Origin of the sequence: Enterococcus songbeiensis (assembly GCF_005405265.1) — a bacterium.
GTDB classification, from domain to species: Bacteria; Bacillota; Bacilli; order Lactobacillales; family Enterococcaceae; genus Enterococcus_C; species Enterococcus_C songbeiensis.
The window spans coordinates 17,127-33,659 of the sequence record NZ_BJDS01000003.1; the positions used below are offsets into that span (position 1 = coordinate 17,127).

At 40.4% G+C, this 16,533-nt stretch carries 17 protein-coding genes; 2 read left to right on the top strand and 15 right to left on the bottom strand.

From position 1 onward, the window contains the following. Positions 1–8 precede the first annotated feature (8 nt). The gene (locus FFM66_RS01920) at positions 9–1,409 is read left to right on the top strand and encodes a L,D-transpeptidase family protein (protein ID WP_137604880.1); all 1,401 of its coding nucleotides are present in this window, start codon (positions 9–11) and stop codon (positions 1,407–1,409) included. 42 nt (positions 1,410–1,451) lie between these two features. On the opposite strand, the gene FFM66_RS01925 is transcribed toward FFM66_RS01920, so the two are convergent. Further along, positions 1,452–2,177: a YebC/PmpR family DNA-binding transcriptional regulator gene (locus tag FFM66_RS01925; RefSeq protein WP_137604881.1), complete on the bottom strand. Its 726-nt coding sequence runs from the start codon at positions 2,175–2,177 to the stop codon at positions 1,452–1,454. Positions 2,178–2,280: 103 nt separating this feature from the next. Next, positions 2,281–2,775, bottom strand: coding sequence for a VanZ family protein (locus FFM66_RS01930; RefSeq protein WP_137604882.1), 495 nt, complete (start codon positions 2,773–2,775; stop codon positions 2,281–2,283). Between the two features lie 118 nt (positions 2,776–2,893). Between FFM66_RS01930 and FFM66_RS01935 the strand changes: the two genes are divergently transcribed. Beyond that, positions 2,894–4,690: a M3 family oligoendopeptidase gene (locus FFM66_RS01935; protein ID WP_137604883.1), complete on the top strand. Its 1,797-nt coding sequence runs from the start codon at positions 2,894–2,896 to the stop codon at positions 4,688–4,690. Positions 4,691–4,788: 98 nt separating this feature from the next. On the opposite strand, the gene FFM66_RS01940 is transcribed toward FFM66_RS01935, so the two are convergent. From FFM66_RS01940 to FFM66_RS02005, 13 genes are all read right to left on the bottom strand, one after another. Continuing rightward, complete coding sequence (locus FFM66_RS01940) at positions 4,789–6,066, bottom strand: CHAP domain-containing protein (protein WP_137604884.1); 1,278 nt, start codon at positions 6,064–6,066, stop codon at positions 4,789–4,791. A gap of 238 nt (positions 6,067–6,304) precedes the next feature. After that, the gene (locus FFM66_RS01945) at positions 6,305–7,000 is read right to left on the bottom strand and encodes a C39 family peptidase (RefSeq protein ID WP_171000775.1); all 696 of its coding nucleotides are present in this window, start codon (positions 6,998–7,000) and stop codon (positions 6,305–6,307) included. 209 nt (positions 7,001–7,209) lie between these two features. Then, positions 7,210–8,523 carry a C40 family peptidase gene (locus tag FFM66_RS01950; protein ID WP_137604886.1) on the bottom strand — a complete coding sequence of 438 codons (1,314 nt, stop codon included), beginning with the start codon at positions 8,521–8,523 and terminating at the stop codon, positions 7,210–7,212. A gap of 183 nt (positions 8,524–8,706) precedes the next feature. Beyond that, entirely contained in the window at positions 8,707–9,213 is a 507-nt protein-coding gene (gene mreD / locus FFM66_RS01955) for a rod shape-determining protein MreD (RefSeq protein WP_048603366.1), read from the bottom strand. A gap of 3 nt (positions 9,214–9,216) precedes the next feature. Beyond that, the gene (gene mreC, locus FFM66_RS01960; protein WP_048603365.1) at positions 9,217–10,074 is read right to left on the bottom strand and encodes a rod shape-determining protein MreC; all 858 of its coding nucleotides are present in this window, start codon (positions 10,072–10,074) and stop codon (positions 9,217–9,219) included. 157 nt (positions 10,075–10,231) lie between these two features. Further along, entirely contained in the window at positions 10,232–10,867 is a 636-nt protein-coding gene (locus FFM66_RS01965) for a thiamine diphosphokinase (RefSeq protein ID WP_137604887.1), read from the bottom strand. Then, entirely contained in the window at positions 10,868–11,518 is a 651-nt protein-coding gene (gene rpe / locus FFM66_RS01970; protein WP_137604888.1) for a ribulose-phosphate 3-epimerase, read from the bottom strand. A 1-nt stretch (position 11,519) separates the two neighbouring features. After that, the gene (rsgA, locus tag FFM66_RS01975; protein ID WP_137604889.1) at positions 11,520–12,419 is read right to left on the bottom strand and encodes a ribosome small subunit-dependent GTPase A; all 900 of its coding nucleotides are present in this window, start codon (positions 12,417–12,419) and stop codon (positions 11,520–11,522) included. Positions 12,420–12,707: 288 nt separating this feature from the next. Further along, positions 12,708–13,304, bottom strand: a complete 597-nt coding sequence (locus tag FFM66_RS01985; protein ID WP_137604890.1) for a type IV toxin-antitoxin system AbiEi family antitoxin domain-containing protein — start codon at positions 13,302–13,304, stop codon at positions 12,708–12,710. A 453-nt stretch (positions 13,305–13,757) separates the two neighbouring features. After that, the gene (locus tag FFM66_RS01990) at positions 13,758–14,063 is read right to left on the bottom strand and encodes a hypothetical protein (protein ID WP_048603360.1); all 306 of its coding nucleotides are present in this window, start codon (positions 14,061–14,063) and stop codon (positions 13,758–13,760) included. A 350-nt stretch (positions 14,064–14,413) separates the two neighbouring features. Then, the gene (locus FFM66_RS01995; protein WP_048603359.1) at positions 14,414–14,755 is read right to left on the bottom strand and encodes a type II toxin-antitoxin system PemK/MazF family toxin; all 342 of its coding nucleotides are present in this window, start codon (positions 14,753–14,755) and stop codon (positions 14,414–14,416) included. Next, entirely contained in the window at positions 14,755–15,012 is a 258-nt protein-coding gene (locus tag FFM66_RS02000) for an AbrB/MazE/SpoVT family DNA-binding domain-containing protein (RefSeq protein ID WP_048603358.1), read from the bottom strand. Before FFM66_RS02000 ends, FFM66_RS01995 begins: the two co-directional genes overlap by 1 nt. Positions 15,013–15,085: 73 nt before the next feature. Next, on the bottom strand, positions 15,086–16,249 hold the full coding sequence (locus FFM66_RS02005) for a class C sortase (protein WP_048603357.1): 1,164 nt from the start codon (positions 16,247–16,249) through the stop codon (positions 15,086–15,088). Positions 16,250–16,533 lie beyond the last annotated feature (284 nt).

Here is a 16,533-nt window from a genome sequence, read left to right on the forward strand (position 1 = left end):
CATTCTTAATGACCAGAGCATCGCGCCATAAATCACATAGTAAAACCATTATTTTCGTCATCCTAGGTCTAATCGTCGCAATTTCTGCGGGCTATTTTATTCGTGGAAATCATTACGCCGAACGTTTTTTGCCCAACACAACAATTAATGATGTGGACATCAGCAATTTAACGGTTACTGCAGCAAACAAGAAGCTGAAGGGAAATGCCGACGAGCAGGAGTTTTCGATTACAGACGATGGTCAGGTTTGGAAAAGTCTCAAAAAGACCCAATTAGGTTTAAAAACGGATTATACTTCTGAGCTGAATAAAGTTCTTTCTTCTCAAAACCAATGGACTTGGGGTGTTGCCTATGTCTTTGCTGCTGAGAAAGATTCCCTGGACGGCGTTGCCGTAGATGAAGACAAATTAAATCAAGAAATCAGTACATTGGAAACCGAATTGACCGCATTGAATAAAGAGCGGACAGCTACTCAAGATGCCAAGCTGGATAAAGAGGCCACCGGCTTTAAGATCACTGCCGAAGTTCAAGGAGATAGCCTAGATACGAAAAAAATTGTTACTGATTTAAAAAAAGCCGTCAGTTCTTCCGAAGATTCGTTGGAATTAGCGGACTATGTAGAAAAACCAGCCGTTACTTCAACGGATGAGTCCTTGACTAAACAGCTGGATGCTCTCAATAAAATCGCAACAATCAACGCAACCTACTCTATTAATGGTGAAACGTTCCAAATTCCTACTGAAACGATTATGGACTGGTTGACCTACAAAGATGAAAAGGCTGCTGTTGATAAAGAAAAAATTCGTAGCTATGTTGCAGATCTCGGAGAGCAATACAACACCAGCACCAATGATTCCACCTTCAACAGTACCAAACGCGGAGAAGTTTCCGTTCCTGCCGGTACTTGGAGCTGGACGATCCAAACAGATGCTGAAACGGATGCCCTAGCAGAAGCAATGTTAGCTGGTGAAGATTTCACTCGTTCACCGATTGTCCAAGGAAGCACTACTGCAGATCAAGCATTGATTGGTGATACTTATATCGAAGTCGATTTAGAAAACCAACACATGTGGTATTACAAAGACGGTGCGGTTGCGTTAGAAACTGACGTCATCACCGGAAAACCAAAGACACCAACTCCCGCTGGCGTGTTCTATGTTTGGAACAAAGAACGCAACGCCACCTTGAAAGGGCAAAACGACGATGGATCCGATTATGCAAGTCCCGTTGACTACTGGTTGCCTATTGATTGGACCGGTGTGGGTATTCATGATTCTGATTGGCAAACTTCTTACGGTGGTGACTTGTGGAAAACCCGTGGTTCTCACGGCTGTGTCAACACACCACCAAGTGTAATGAAAGAATTGTACGGTTTAGTTTCAGAAGGAACTCCAGTTATCGTCTTTTAGTTTACTAAAAATGGTTCTCGCAAAATTGCGAGAACCATTTTTTTATTCTTCAACAGAAGTAAATACTTCCGATACATCATCGTCATCTTCCAGCTTGTCGATTAACTGGTCTAACTGTGCTTTTTGATCTTCGGCTAAAACAATCGTTGTTTGTGGAATCATGGTTAATTCGGCTTGCGCCAACTTAAAGCCGTCTTTTTCTAATTGATCACGGACTGTAACAAAATCTTCCGGTGCAGTATAGATTTCAAAAACTTCCGCCGAAGTAATCAAGTCTTCTGCTCCAGCTTCCAACACGTCTTCAAACATCGTGTCTTCATCGACTGTCAACCCTTCCCGTTCAATGGCAATATACCCTTTGCGATCAAACAAATAGCTGACAGAACCTGTTTCACCTAGACTCCCCCCGTTTCGAGTAAAGGCGACACGAACATTGGTGGCTGTCCGATTGCGGTTGTCCGTCAACGTGTGCACAAGAATCGCCACGCCGCCGGGTCCATAACCTTCATAGCTTACTTCATCATAATTTGCACTTTCTGCTGCACTGGTGGCTTTTTTGATAGCACGATCTACGTTATCGTTGGGCATATTGGCTGCCTTCGCCTTATCTACTACCAGACGCAAAGCAGGATTCATCGTCGGGTCAGGACCACCTGATTTGGCTGCCATATAGATTTCACGGGAAAGTTTTTGAAATATTTTTCCCCGTTTTGCATCCTGTGCATTTTTTCTGCCTTGAATGTTGTTCCATTTTGAGTGTCCTGACATAAAATTTCCTCCTTCATGCGCCTGCTTCGAAAAAGCGGGACTGACTACTTCTCTATTGTATAACTTTATTGAAAATTTTCAAATTTCTCCTACAACTCGTGATTTATCGTTTTTTTCGCCAGCTCACAACCAGCAACACCAGTAGAACACCTGTCAACGCACCGGCAGAATCCAAGAGGATATCTTGAAACAACGGGGTACGTCCCCCAGTCAGCATTTGATGGTATTCATCCAAGCCGGCATAACCAGTTGCCGCTAACCAGGCAAAAAAAGCACTCCACCAAATAGATTTCATTTTATAAAACAAGGCCAGACAAAAACTGCCCGCCATCACAAAATACGTCAGAAAATGCGCCCCTTTGCGGATAAAAAACTCTACAAAAGAAAAGTATCCTTCCGATTGAATACTGACTTCGCTGCCGGCATACATAAACTGAATCCCAGATAGCTGTTCCTTGAATGGTTCATTTTTCAATACTTTTGACAGCAGACCAATCTGCGACTGCTGTTGGTAAGTTTGTGACGAACTGTAAAAAAGAATCGCAATCACCACTAAACCAATCACTAAATAAAAATTAGGATTTTTCCAAATACGCATGAATTCCCTTCCCTTCGTGCCTACTATCTTACCATGTTTCTCTCTTTTTGAAAAAGGACAATCTATTTTTACTTGTGCTATACTAAAGAAGATATCTAATCGAAAGGGGTCTTTTTTTATGAAGTATGCAATCAATTGGGATCTTGATACGATTTTCCCTGGCGGAAGCGCATCTCCTGAATTGCAACAACGTTTAACAAAATTATCCGAGGAGTTAACAAGCTATGGGGATGCTGTACAGCAATTTGATGCGACAGCAGACCAGCTAGCAACAATCATGCAACAGCAAGAAGTCATCACCAACGGCTTCTCTCAATGCGGCTCATTTATCAATGCCCTGCTTTCTGCGGATGTAAATGATGCAAAAGCGAAAATTCTAAGCGGACAGCTTTCTGATTTGCGTCCTCGTTTCCAATTAACAGCAACAATTTTAGCGAAAAAATTGACAGAACTTTCTGATGAAAGCTTTCAAACATTGCTTACTTCAGAAGCCTTGCAACCCATCGCTTTTCGTTTGAAGGAAACTCGTCGTGAAGGACAGGAACAACTTTCAGAAGCAGAGGAAAACATCATCAACACACTTTCTCTTGATGGTTTGGAAGCTTGGAGCCAACATTACGACACCCTTGTCGCAACCATCGAGATTCCTTTCACCCAAGCAGATGGAACCACAGTAAACCTATCAGCAGGACAAGCTTTCAATAAAATGATGGGCGATCCTGATGCGGCTGTTCGTCAGCAATTATTTGACACTTGGGAAAAAATTTGGGGAGAAAAAGCAGATCTTTTCAGCGATACATTGAACCACTTAGACGGGTTCCGTCTTTCCACCTATAAACTTCACAGTGTGGATGATTATTTGAAACAACCGTTGGAATACAATCGCTTGAAAAAAGAAACCCTTGATGTCATGTGGGATACTGTTCAAAAAAACAAACAACCGATTATTGATTACCTAACTCGTAAAGCACAGCTATTCGGGAAAGAAAAAATGGCATGGCAAGACCAAGACGCCCCAATCATTTTAGGAAACATGGAAGAACGGACCTTCAGCTTTGATGAAGCCGCAGCTTTTATCATTGAGAATTTCCATAAATTCAGTCCTAAAATGTCTAGCTTTGCCAAAAAAGCCTTTGAAAAAAGCTGGATTGAAGCCGAAGATCGTCCTGGCAAACGTCCTGGCGGTTACTGCACGGAATTACCAGAAACCCAAGAATCTCGAATCTTTATGACTTACAGCAACTCTGTCAATGAAGTCGCAACTTTGGCACATGAACTAGGCCATGCGTTTCACAGTAGCGTAATGTGGGACCTGCCTGCATTAAACCGTGACTATGCCATGAACGTTGCCGAAACAGCCAGCACTTTCGCAGAATTGATCGTGGCTGATGCAACCTTGAAGGAAGCCAAAACCAAAGAAGAAAAGATTAATTTATTGGATACAAAAATGCAAAACGCAATTGCGATGTTCATGAATATCCATGCCCGTTATATTTTTGAAAATCATTTCTACCAAGCACGACAAAAAGGATTGGTTTCTACCGATGAAATCACTGAGATGATGGTTAATGCCCAAAAAGAAAGCTACCAAAACGGTCTAGCCAATTACCATCCTCATTTCTGGGCAGCAAAATTGCACTTCTTTATCGATGATGTGCCGTTTTACAACTTCCCATACACCTTTGGTTATCTATTCAGCATGGGAATCTATGCGTATGCTACCAAGCAAGGCACCAGCTTTGAAGATGCCTATATCGCTTTATTGCGAGACACTGCATCAATGACTACCGAAGAACTTGCTGAAAAACATCTACAAGTCGATTTGACAAAACCAGACTTCTGGCAAGCAGGAATCGACATGGTCTTAAAAGACGTAGCAACCTTCATGGAACTGACAGAAGACTATGTAAAATAGTAGCACCTAAAAAACGGACCTCAATTTCTGAGATCCGTTTTTTTTGCATATCAAAAAAAGTCGGCGAGATTCGCCGACTTTGCAATTGATTTCAATGATTAACGATGAATATAAGTGTAACCTGATGCACTCAAGGTTTGGATGTTTGGTCCACCTGGTGTACTAAAGCCCATTCCACCTTGTGAAATTGTAATTGTATTATTTGAAGCGTTGTAAGACTCTACGTAAGCAACATGTCCGTAAGTACCGTCGGCTGTCCAGTCGCCAATTTGTTGACCAGCGCCAAATACAACAATTGTACCAGCTGCCGGTGTTGAGTTAACCGTGTAGCCATCTGCTGCGGCAGATCCACCCCATTGTGCGCCATTTCCCCAGTAAGTTCCAGCCCAAGGAGCACGATTTTTTACATACCAGGTACATTGACCGTAAGAATACATATTTCCTGATGAGCTATGGTCAACACCATTACCGCCATCACCATTATCTGTAACTTCGGTATTGTCACTTCCATTATCTTGTTCTTCTGATGATTTATCAGCAGAATCATTGGATGGTGTTGTTGTTTTAGCAGGTGTGTTTGTTGAAACTTCGGCTGCTGCCACTTCTTGTGCTGCTTTTTCATTCGCTTGACTCTTCGCTTCAGCTGCTGCACGTTCTTCGGCTGCGCGTTTTTGTTCTTCGGCAACTCGTTTTTGTTCTGCTTCTGCTTCTGCTTTTTGTTTCTTCAAGTCTGCTTTGTCATTTTCAGCCGTTGCTTGTTCTGCGGCTAAATCAGCTTTTAAGACATTCAAGTTTGCTTGTTTAGAAGCAATACTATCTTTTTGGTCTTGTAATTGACTTTGATTTTCTGCAATTTCAGCAATCTTTGCTTCATTTTCTTTGATGTTTTTTTCGACTTCTTCTTGATCTTGTTTTTGTTGTTCTACTAGATCATTATTGGCATTAACGATCGTTGTCATGGCTTGCACCCGACCGATAGCATCTGTTAATGAATCAGCATCTAATACTGCATCGATGAAGTTCGTGCTTTGTCCGTTGACTTGAACGTCACGAGCTTGTTTTTTGATTGCTTCTTCACGTTTTGCAATCCGAACTTTTAATTTTGCAATCGTATCTTGTAATTTTACAGTATCATTGCTTAATTTTTCTTGTTTCGCTTCTAAGTCATTGACCTTAGCAGTGACATCCGCAATTTCTGCTTCTAATGCATCGATTTGCGCTTGAGCATCTGCTTGTTGTCCTTTTAAGTCATTGATTTTTTGATCTTGTTGTTCGATTTTTTGATCGAAACTATCTGCCGCGGCTACACTTGGAGCGGCTACTGCTGCGAGCGTCAATGAACATACCATTAATGCTGATAACAAACTTTTCTTCACTCTATTTTTCCCCCGACTGGCTTCATTTTCTATCTGAATTTGACCTTAAAATTATATAAGATTCTTTAAATTCTGTTTTACGATAAATGAATTGTAACATAGCCATATGTCAGCCATATAAAAGTAATGTTACAAAAAAATTTCAATTTCCGTTCTAAATAACAATTATTCTAAAGAAAAAGGAATTGAAAACAAAAAAAGAGTCGATTTAGATATCTGATTCAGCAAACTAAAACGATCACTTTTTAGCCGCTAAATATAGAGATTGGCTGCCCATTTCCTCGAAAATGAATTCAAAATCTTCTCGAGAAATTTCTCTATCTTTGTAGCCATACGGATCATTCACAAAAATTGAGTCCTCATTGTATCCTGTAATCACGCTAGCATGATTGATTGGCGATACTTTAACCTGACCACTCGTTGTATCCCAATACCTAAAATCAGCTTCTGTTGGTCGTACAAAGTCAAGAGTGACCTTTACCCAGATTGGAGTCCCATTTTTAAGTAAATCTAATAAGCTGTCTAGTGATGTTTCTCGGCTCATTACTACTGAAAATTGTTCGTTGACCATTTTTTCAGCAACATCGGCAATCGGTTCTACATCCGCCCCCATAGCGTTGTCTCCTCCCCAAATATCGCCTACAAATCCCTCTTTAGGACTACCTTTTAGTCCATTATCCAGTGTGACCGGCACGTAAGAAAGCAGGTCAGCAAGTTGATTTTTATCTGTTTCATAATTGTAATAATTCAGTAACATAGAAAGAGCCGTCACTTCGCAGCCATTTCCTAATTCCGGTGAAGCAAATTGTTTCTCTAAAGGAACGTCAAGCTGAATAGCATCGGTTCTCTTTATATGAGTGCTTTTTTCTTCACTCTTTGTTTCTGCCTTCGCCCCCTTACTATCCGGATACAACAATCCAAAATAGATACCCATCATTATGCTGATATTGGTAATTTTTTCTTTGTTTTTCTATTCAGTTTTTTCATTTAAAAGACTCCCGAAGATTTACATAATGTACAAATTTTGAAAATCTGTTTCTGGCAAAACAAGTTTCTATTCACGAAGAGCCCCGTTTTCACTTGTAATAACTCAAAAAGGAACCAGCGAGGTACTCGCTAGTTCCACGTTTTAATTTTTTTAAATTACATACGAACAGCGAAACTTGGTCCAAAATAAGGACTGATAGTTGCAGTTGTCACAGTTTCTCCTGGTTGCGGCGCATGAATGTAAGAATTTCCACCTAATGAAATAGCTACGTGATAGGTGCTACCGTGAGAACCCCAGAATAGTAAATCTCCTGGTTGTGCTTGACTAACAGAAATCGTTGTTCCTGCAGATTCTTGTGGTACTGTCCATCCCCCGATATCTCTGCCTAACGCTTCTTTATATACATAAGCAGTAAATCCTGAACAATCGAAACCGGATGGCGTTTTCCCGCCCCATACATAAGGAACACCAATATATTTCATTGCAGTTGCAATCACTCCACCACCTGTTGGTGCAGGTGCTTCTGTAACAGGTTTTTCAGTTGAATTATCAACTGCTGGTGCACTTGGAGTCGTTGGCGTTGTTGTACCACTCGTTCCACCATCGTTACTTGGTTGCGTTGTTTCTTGTGAAGCGGAGCTGGATGAACCTTGTGTTGACGATTGACTTGGTGTTTCAGATGCTTCCGTTTGCGGTGTTTCTGCCACTTCTGCCTCTTGTTCACTTTCAGCTTGCGCTGTTTCGCGAGCTTCTGCTACCCGTTGTTCTTCTTCTTGAATGCGGGCTTGTTCTGCTTCCGCTTCTTCTTTTTGTTTATTCAAATCTGATTTGTCGCTTTCAGCCGTCGCTTGATCAACTGCCAAACTTGCTTTCATCACATTCAAATCAGCTTGTTTTGCTTGCAAATCACCTTTTTGGCTTTCCAATTCTGATTGATTCACAGCAATTTCTTCTGATTTCTTTTTGTTTTCAGTTTGTTTTGCTTTTACTGCATCTTGGTCTTCTTTTTGTTGTTGAACTAACTCATTGTTGGCATTGACGATTGTTGTCATTGCTTGTACCCGACCAATTGCATCCGTTAATGAATCTGCATCTAAAACTGCATCAATGAAGTTCGTACTTTGTCCATTAACTTGAACGTCACGGGCTTGTTTTTGAATAGCTTCTTCCCGTTTTTCGATACGTACTTGCAGTTCTTCGATATCTTTTTGTAATTGTTCTGTTTCTTTACGTAAATCAGCTTGTTTTGACAATAAGCTTTCCGCTTTTGTATCAATGGAAGCAACTTGTTCTTCCAATGCATTGATTTGCGCTTGTGCATCGGCTTGTTGCCCTTTTAATTCACTGATTTTTTTATCTTGCTGTTCAATTTTTTGATCAATAGTATCTGCCGCGGCTACACTGGGAGCTGCAACTGCTGTAAGTGTTAGTGAGCATACCAATAATGCTGATAACAAACTTTTCTTCACTCTTCATTCCTCCGACTGGCTTCTTGATTAATAAAACCTTAATTTACTATAAGAATTTCTAAACTCTTATTTCACGATAAGAGAATTGTACCATAGACAGATGTCAGTCAGATAAAAGAAATGTTACAAAAGTATTTCATTTTACCGCTTTCAATTTTATAACAAGAAAAAACCTCCAAAAAATCATTCGACTGCGAACAATTTTTTGAAGGGATAGATACAAAGAACAAATAAAATCATATTTATTAATAGTGTTGGTCCCAAGAAACGGGTAACGAAGAACATACCGTTGACACTGGTCAGCTTAAACAATAACTGGATACCCAGAGTTGCCAGCTCATAGCCGGTGACAAAAATAATCAATCCGAAAAACATCGTGAACAGATTTCGGTACAAGGTTTTCGCCATCGTAAACATTAGCCAAACAAGTATTGGTAACGCCACTGCATAGATACCTAAGACACCGATGTAATAAAAATCATACAAAATTCCCAGAATCAGCGCAGTGATCAACATGAACCGTTTAGAAAGAACCCGACAGCCGCACATCAGGGCTAAAATTAAAAAATGAAATTTTGCCATGTAGACATCCTTCGTCCAGATTTCCAGTAGACGAGTCGCTTGACCATCAAGCAGCATCATAAAAAAGAAAAAAGGTACTGCATAATATTTAACGTATTCTTTTCGCATCCCTTATCCTTCCTTTACCATCCGTTGAACGATCGTCACAACCGACAAATCGTACATTTGTGCATAAGGCTTCACGTAGACCTGTGTATCCAAACCAAAGCTGTCAGCTTTCATTTCGATCACTGTTCCAATCGGCAAATCTGCCGGAGAGTTGCCTCCTAATCCGGATGTTTGTACCACATCGCCGGCTTTCAATTTGTTTTCACCGGTCAATTGGTCGACAACCAAGGCATTGGCTTTTTCATCATATTCACTCAGTAAACCAAATGCTTCTCCGCTTTCGCTGGAAATTCGCACAGGAAAATGGTTGGAATTTTGATTTTCTGATGTCAGTAATTCGATTTTAGACGATGCCAGATTGACTTCAATCACTCGACCAATCAGACCCTTTTGCGACAATACCGCCATATTGACCTCAATGCCGTCTTTTGATCCTTTATCTACTACCAACATGTCCTGCCATGAATTTGGTGAACGGGTGATAACATTGGCAGTCACTTTTTCATAATTTGTTAAAGTTTGGTTGAGTTCCAATTCTTCTTTTAAAGATTTGATTTCACGTTCATAGTTTTTATTTTTTTGTGCTACTTCATCGTAGCTGTCGATTTTTTCTTTCAATCGTTCATTTTCACTATACGTTGTAAAAAGATTGTGGACCGAATTGACGCCATTTTCCACTAAACGAATCGGTGTTGAAACGACTTTATCGACAAGTCCTACGCTGTCATTAACAATGGATTGAAAAAAATTTGTTTTGGTTTCTGAGGCACGTTTGGCGGCTGTTACGCTCAAAACGGTTACCACAAAAATCACCAAAATCAACGTGATGATAATATTTTTATTGGGATTAAACTTCTTCACTTGGACACCTCAACTAATTCAGACTGATAGTATTGATTTTACCACTATTTTGGCATAAACAAAAGACAAGTACAGCGTCTTAAGCTTTTTTTTGCAAATCAACTTTCTTTCTTTTCTTTGCAAAAAAACAACCTAATTTTCTATCCTTGTCTCACATTCAATCTTTGCTTTGAATAACCGCAATAATGCCAGAATCAAAAGAAATCTGGGCACTGTCTGTTAAAAATTCATTGCTGGCAAAAGAGGTCGGAACATTGACCTGCTGATTCGTCAACGTGTATTTACTGTTGCTCAATGTTAAATTTTCCACTGGTGTCAAACAGCAATACCCCAAATAAGTCATTTCCGGAACCCGAGTAATCTCATAGCTGCCGGCAGTCAAATATGTCAACTGATTTTGCCGATCGGCCATCGTTAACTGATGCAAAAATGGGGCGAAGCGTGCTTCCACTCCCAACCAAATATTTGCCAGCAAATGATCCAATCGGCCACCGGTTGCACCAACTAGCAGCACTTCCGCTTCAGGAAATGTTTGAAAAACTGCCGCTAATGCCAATTGGGTATCGGTATCATCCTTTTCAGCAGGGGAAGATTTAATTTCTTTGGCTTTTTGAAAAACCAGTTGTCGTTCCGACTCATTCAGGGAATCAAAATCGCCGACTGCCAAATCCAAAGGAAAATCTCTTCCTATTAAATGGTAGCCTCCCCGATCGATCCCTACATAAAAATCATACTGATCCGACAAGGATGGCCATTCTTCCGGCGGTCCTCCGGCTGCGACTAAAATCTTCATTTACGCCAATGCCTCTTTCAAGGCTTGAATTCTTTTTTCCGGCTGTTCGCTGCCATAAATATAGGATCCTGCAACAAAAACTTCTGCCCCGGCTTTTTGACATTTCACCGCTGTTTCCGGCACGATTCCGCCATCCACTTCGATTTCAAAATGATAGCCTCTTTCTTCCCGTAATTGAGCCAATTCAGCAATTTTTTCAACACATTCTTCAATAAAACTTTGTCCGCCAAAGCCCGGATTAACTGTCATAACTAACACAAGATCTGCCATGGACAAAACATGTTTGATCGCTGAAACCGGTGTTCCGGGATTAATGGTCACCCCCGCTTTGACATTTTGTGCTTTAATCATTTGGACTGCCCGATGGATATGGGGTGTTGCTTCCTCATGAACCGTGATGATGTCTGCGCCGGCTTTAGCAAAATCTTCGATATAATTTTCTGGATCAACAATCATCAAATGACAGTCTAACGGCAATTTTGTGATGGGACGAATTGCCGCCACTACATTTGGTCCGATGGTAATGTTCGGTACAAACTGTCCGTCCATCACGTCCACATGGATATAGTCCGCTCCATGCTGTTCAACAAATTGGATATCCCGTTGCAAATTGGCAAAATCCGCGCTTAAAATAGATGGCGCAATTTTCATATTACTCTCTCCTTTTGCGATAAACCGGACGCCGGTTTTCGATTTCTGCTAAAAATTGTAAATAATTATCGTATCTTGTTTGGGCGATTTCTCCACTTGCGACCTGTCGCTTGACCTCGCATTGCGGTTCTTTGTCGTGCATGCACTCCCGAAACTTACAAAGGTGAGAAGCGGCAACAAATTCAGGAAATTCTTTCGGCAGTTCTGTGGACTCAATCGCTAAAAAGTCAATGGAACTAAATCCTGGCGTATCCGCAACTAAGCCATCAGCAATCGACAACAATTCTACATGCCGCGTGGTGTGCTTCCCCCGACCAAGTGAATCCGAAATTGCAGCGGTAGCCAAATCCAACTCCGGCAAAATTTTATTCAACAGGGTAGATTTCCCTGCCCCAGATTGCCCCATAAATACACTGATTCGTTCAGGAAACAAGCGGGTCAAGTCGTCAAAACCATTTTCTGAAGCAATCACCGTGTAGCCGATTTTTTCATAGCAGGCTTTGATCGTCGCCACCAGCGATTTATCCGTTAGTAAATCAATCTTACTTAAATAAATGATAGGTTCGATTGCTTCATACTCCAAAGTCACTAAAAAACGATCCAGCAGATTAAAAGAAAAATTGGGTTCCACCAGACTGGCAACGATGATTCCTTGATCGACATTGGCTACCGGCGGACGGACCAGCTCGTTTTTTCGCGGCAAAATTTCCAGTAGATAGCCGTCTGTCAGGTTGCTGCTTTCAAAAATTACTTCATCTCCGACTAACGGAGTGATTTTGCGGTTACGAAAATTCCCTCTTGCCCGAGTCTGATACACCTGACCCTCAGCTGCGACATAATAAAAGCCGCTCAACGCTTTTCGAATTTGCCCTCTCACGAGATTCCCCCTTGCTTTGTTCATTACCTATTTCCTGATAATCATCCGTTGCTTTCGATTCTCTTCATGGTTCATTCTAACATAGATTAGGGGAATGATTAACTGGGGATTCCATTTCCTATATTATTCAATCGACATTAGTAAAAAAATCATATTCCCCTATCTATAAGCAATATCTCAATTTTCTTGAATTCGACTCATTAACATAAAATGCTTCAATTAAATAATTCTGTTGAACTTGCTGTGTAGTGAGCTGATTCTCTTTTGCTATCTGCTTGATTTTTGATTTAAAACTCATTGCATTCTTGAACCTCACAATAACACTCCCATATAATTTCTAACTTTTTCTTCTACTCCAAACATCCGAGCGTATCGGAACAACTTATTTACATCTTTTTCTTTGTCTGTAGCATAACGCTTAAATGCAGGTATAACTTGCTCGAAATCTGCATCATACTTAGGTTTTAATAATTCTGCCAACACCCGTTCGATTTCATAGACCTTTACTAAGGTACCTCCAGGGCGTTTCGCTTCAATGATTCCCATCTCATACTGTTCATTTTTGCTGATGGTTACTGGTCGGATATTATCAGCCTTCATCCTTGTGGTTGAGGTACCTTGCTTAAAGGTCATTACAATCTGTATAGGCACTCGATCTGAATACCCTAACAAATAAAGAGCCGTTTCATGCGAAAAAATCCCCTTTGGATATCTTTGTTGCAACAGAAAAAAATCATCTGCATAGCCATTTTTGGTAACATAAATACCTCGTTGAACTGGAAATAATTTTTCTAGCCTCTCTAAATCTTGTAATACCCATCTGCCTACGCCAAGTTTCTTTAATTCTTTAGTAGTAATAATTCCATTATTTTGATTGGCAAATCTTAAAACTTTTTCTACTTGAGTCATAGTTATCACCTACTTCTATGCTAATATCTTGGGTTTATTATAGCATATTAGCAGGTTTCGCTCTACTTACTTTTTCCCGGGATTTTTTTTTCAAGCGGCACAAAAAAACGCCCCTAGAAAGGAGCGTGGTGGATAGCGCAGTAAGAAAGAACCTGATTCGTTAAAAGTGAAATGTCGAGATTTTCTGCGTTCTGCACTATCAAGGAGCGGAAAGACGTTTCGAATAATTGGCAAATAAACGGCTTCCCGATGAAAAAGATTTCGTACCTAAAGTATACGTTTAGCGAAAGAAAATTGAAAATGCGTATCGGGATATTTTTTCTTATTTTTCTATTTGTAAAACGGGGGACCCTTCCCGCTGTTCAACTTTCTACTAAGCGTATCTGCACCTATATTAACGATGTTGTCATCCATGCTAGAGAAACGAATTTACAAATTTCCTAAGATTTCTTCCTAACCTCTAACCTTTTTCGCTGAACGCAATTTATCGATTTTTTTCTCTAACGCATGGATGGTGAAAAGAAAATCATTGTAAAATGCGTGGAAAAGCTGTGCTTGGGCATGATATTCGCCGCTGAGTTTTTTCTTGTTTAAGGAATCAGAGCTTTCATCAAAATAGTGTTTCATCACTGTTAACGGTTCTGCCCACGAAGCTAATTTTTCCAACTCACTTTTTAATAAGTAAATTTCTTGATGGGTAATAGCTTTAATCGGCTGCTTATTCTTTGTCTGATATTTTCCTACCTTTACAATATCCATCTAACCTTCCTCCAATTAAGTGAAATTTATTTTTTACATCTTTGCTATCAAAAAATCCATAAAAAAGAGGTACCGGACGACTGTCCAATACCTCTGACATAGCAAATAAACGAGCAGCGGTCTACCTTGATAACTTCCTAACTTCAAATAAAAATTGCACTAAACCGATAGAAATCCAGCATAAAATTAGGTACAATTAACAAGGTTAGTGCTTGCACTAACTATGGCAACTTGATTGATCAGTTCGTCCTGATTTTTCAAGGCCTTGTGGTTTAGCGTCAACTAAACTGCAAGGTGCCTTTTTTTATTCGATTTATCCCGTCAAACGGAAAATATTAAAGAGTACAAATCTAATACAACAATTTCACTTTAGCCACGCACTCATTTATTATCTCTAGAGGCGCTTTTTCTACAAATGAAAAGCCCCTAGATGCTATGTCGATCATTCGATGATGTTCCAAAAGTATTTCACCCTTGCTTTTAAGATCAGTAGTTAAAGGAACATGCAATGGAAAACTTTTTTCTTTAGTAGTTATAGGTGCAATTCCCACCATATAATTTAGGAACTTATTAGGCTTGGAGAGAATAATACAAGGACGCTTCCCCATCTGTTCATGTCCCTTAGTTGAATTTAAGTTCACATAAATGATATCTCCTTGTTCTAAATCACGATAATCCTTTTTAACGACCATTAAACTATTTCCCTTCCCACAGGATTTCCCCAATCAAATTTCTCCTCTTCCCCTAGCGGAGAACCTTCATAGTCTTCAAATAATTCATCCAATGTACTAGGAATATCCTTCTTTGGTGTTAAAACAATTTTTCCATAGTCGATGACCATGTCAAATTTTGTGGCAGAAGGATCTCCCAGTTCACTTAGTTCTTCTTTACTAATCCTAAATCCCTGTGAATTTCCCCATTTCTTTAATTCAATCTCTTTAGCTAACATGGTATCAACTCCTCACTTAAAGTATATACATGTATAAACTCATTGTCAATTAAAAAATTCCTTGTAGAATTTTTTATTTTTCTATTTGTAAAACTGTCGTGGTTTCCCGCTCTCCAACTTTACGAATCCCAACCCCTTTTGGAAAAACAAATTGCAGTATTGTCTGTTTCGGTTTGGTAAGTCCGATTTGAAAACGAATACCGTTCATTTTTTCGCCCTTTAATTTCACCGTATACAAATTTCCCGGTAAGTTTTTAAAGATCACTTTTCCATTTTCATCTGAGTTCACGGCATAAGGCACATCATTTCGCAGCAACGTTTGTTTTCCCTTACGGTCAAACAGCACAACTTGTTGATTTTTTAGCGGTACGCTTTGAGCATCTTCCAGATAAAATACCACGTCGATGGTTTTTTTTCGCAAACGGTAATTTTGACAGACCCGATAAAAAAGATAGCCCAACACCCCCAGCAACAAAACAATGCCCAGCATAATCAACACCTGCTGCAACAGACGAGATTCATTGGTTTTCTTGACGGTTGCCGCCATTTCTTCGGTGTAAGGTACCCGATGCCCACGAACCAGCAAACGGTGGGAATTAATCATATAAGGCGTACAGGTGATCAGTGTCACCAAATCTTCGCCGGACACCAGTTTCAGATCTTCCGTGACGTTTGGTTCCACCACCTTGATCTGATCCACTTCGTACGCCAATTTTTCTCCAAGAATTTCCAAAACAAAAATATCCTTAAGCTTCACATCCGGCAAATCCGTGAACAACTGTCGCTGAGGCAACCCACGATGGGCAGAAATCGCTGAATGCGTATTTTCACCGCCGGTAGGATAAGACGTTCCCTGCAAAACCGTGGCACCACGTTCCAGCAACCGATCATTCGTGGTGTCAAACACCGGCATCACCGCTTGAATGCTGGGAATCGTCAGCGTTCCAATCAAATGTTTTTCGATGTACTGCTGACTGGCAGACTTTTCTTGCGAGGCTTCTTCAAACGGATCGGCATTCGGTGCCGTCCCTTTTTTTGCAATTTCCTCGTTTGCCTGCTGCATCGCCGTTAATTCTTGTTCCTTCGCCTTTTTTTGATACCGCTCAATCATCCGCTGATCGATAAATCCATTGATCGCATCCGAATAAAACGGATAAAGTGCCGTTAAACTTCCCACCAGAAAAAGGAAAATCATGATAATTCTTGTAATCAGTTGTTTTTTTACACCCTTTTTCATACCATCCCTCCATCAAAAAGAACGGTTTGTTTTTCCCGAGATTTCACAACCCGCACTCGTTTTTTTCGGCTGGATAAACGAAACTCTCGGTCACGAACCCGCCAGATTTTCGCTTTTAGTTTTGGTGCCACCTCTCCTTCAGCGACTACCCAATAAATGCCGCCGGGAATTTCTGAGAAAACCACTTCATTTTTCTCCATTGCCGTTGCAAAAATCGGTTCATCCTTTCGCAAAAACGGTGTCTCGTTTTTTGATAATAATTGAAAACGTCGGGGGGATTTCTC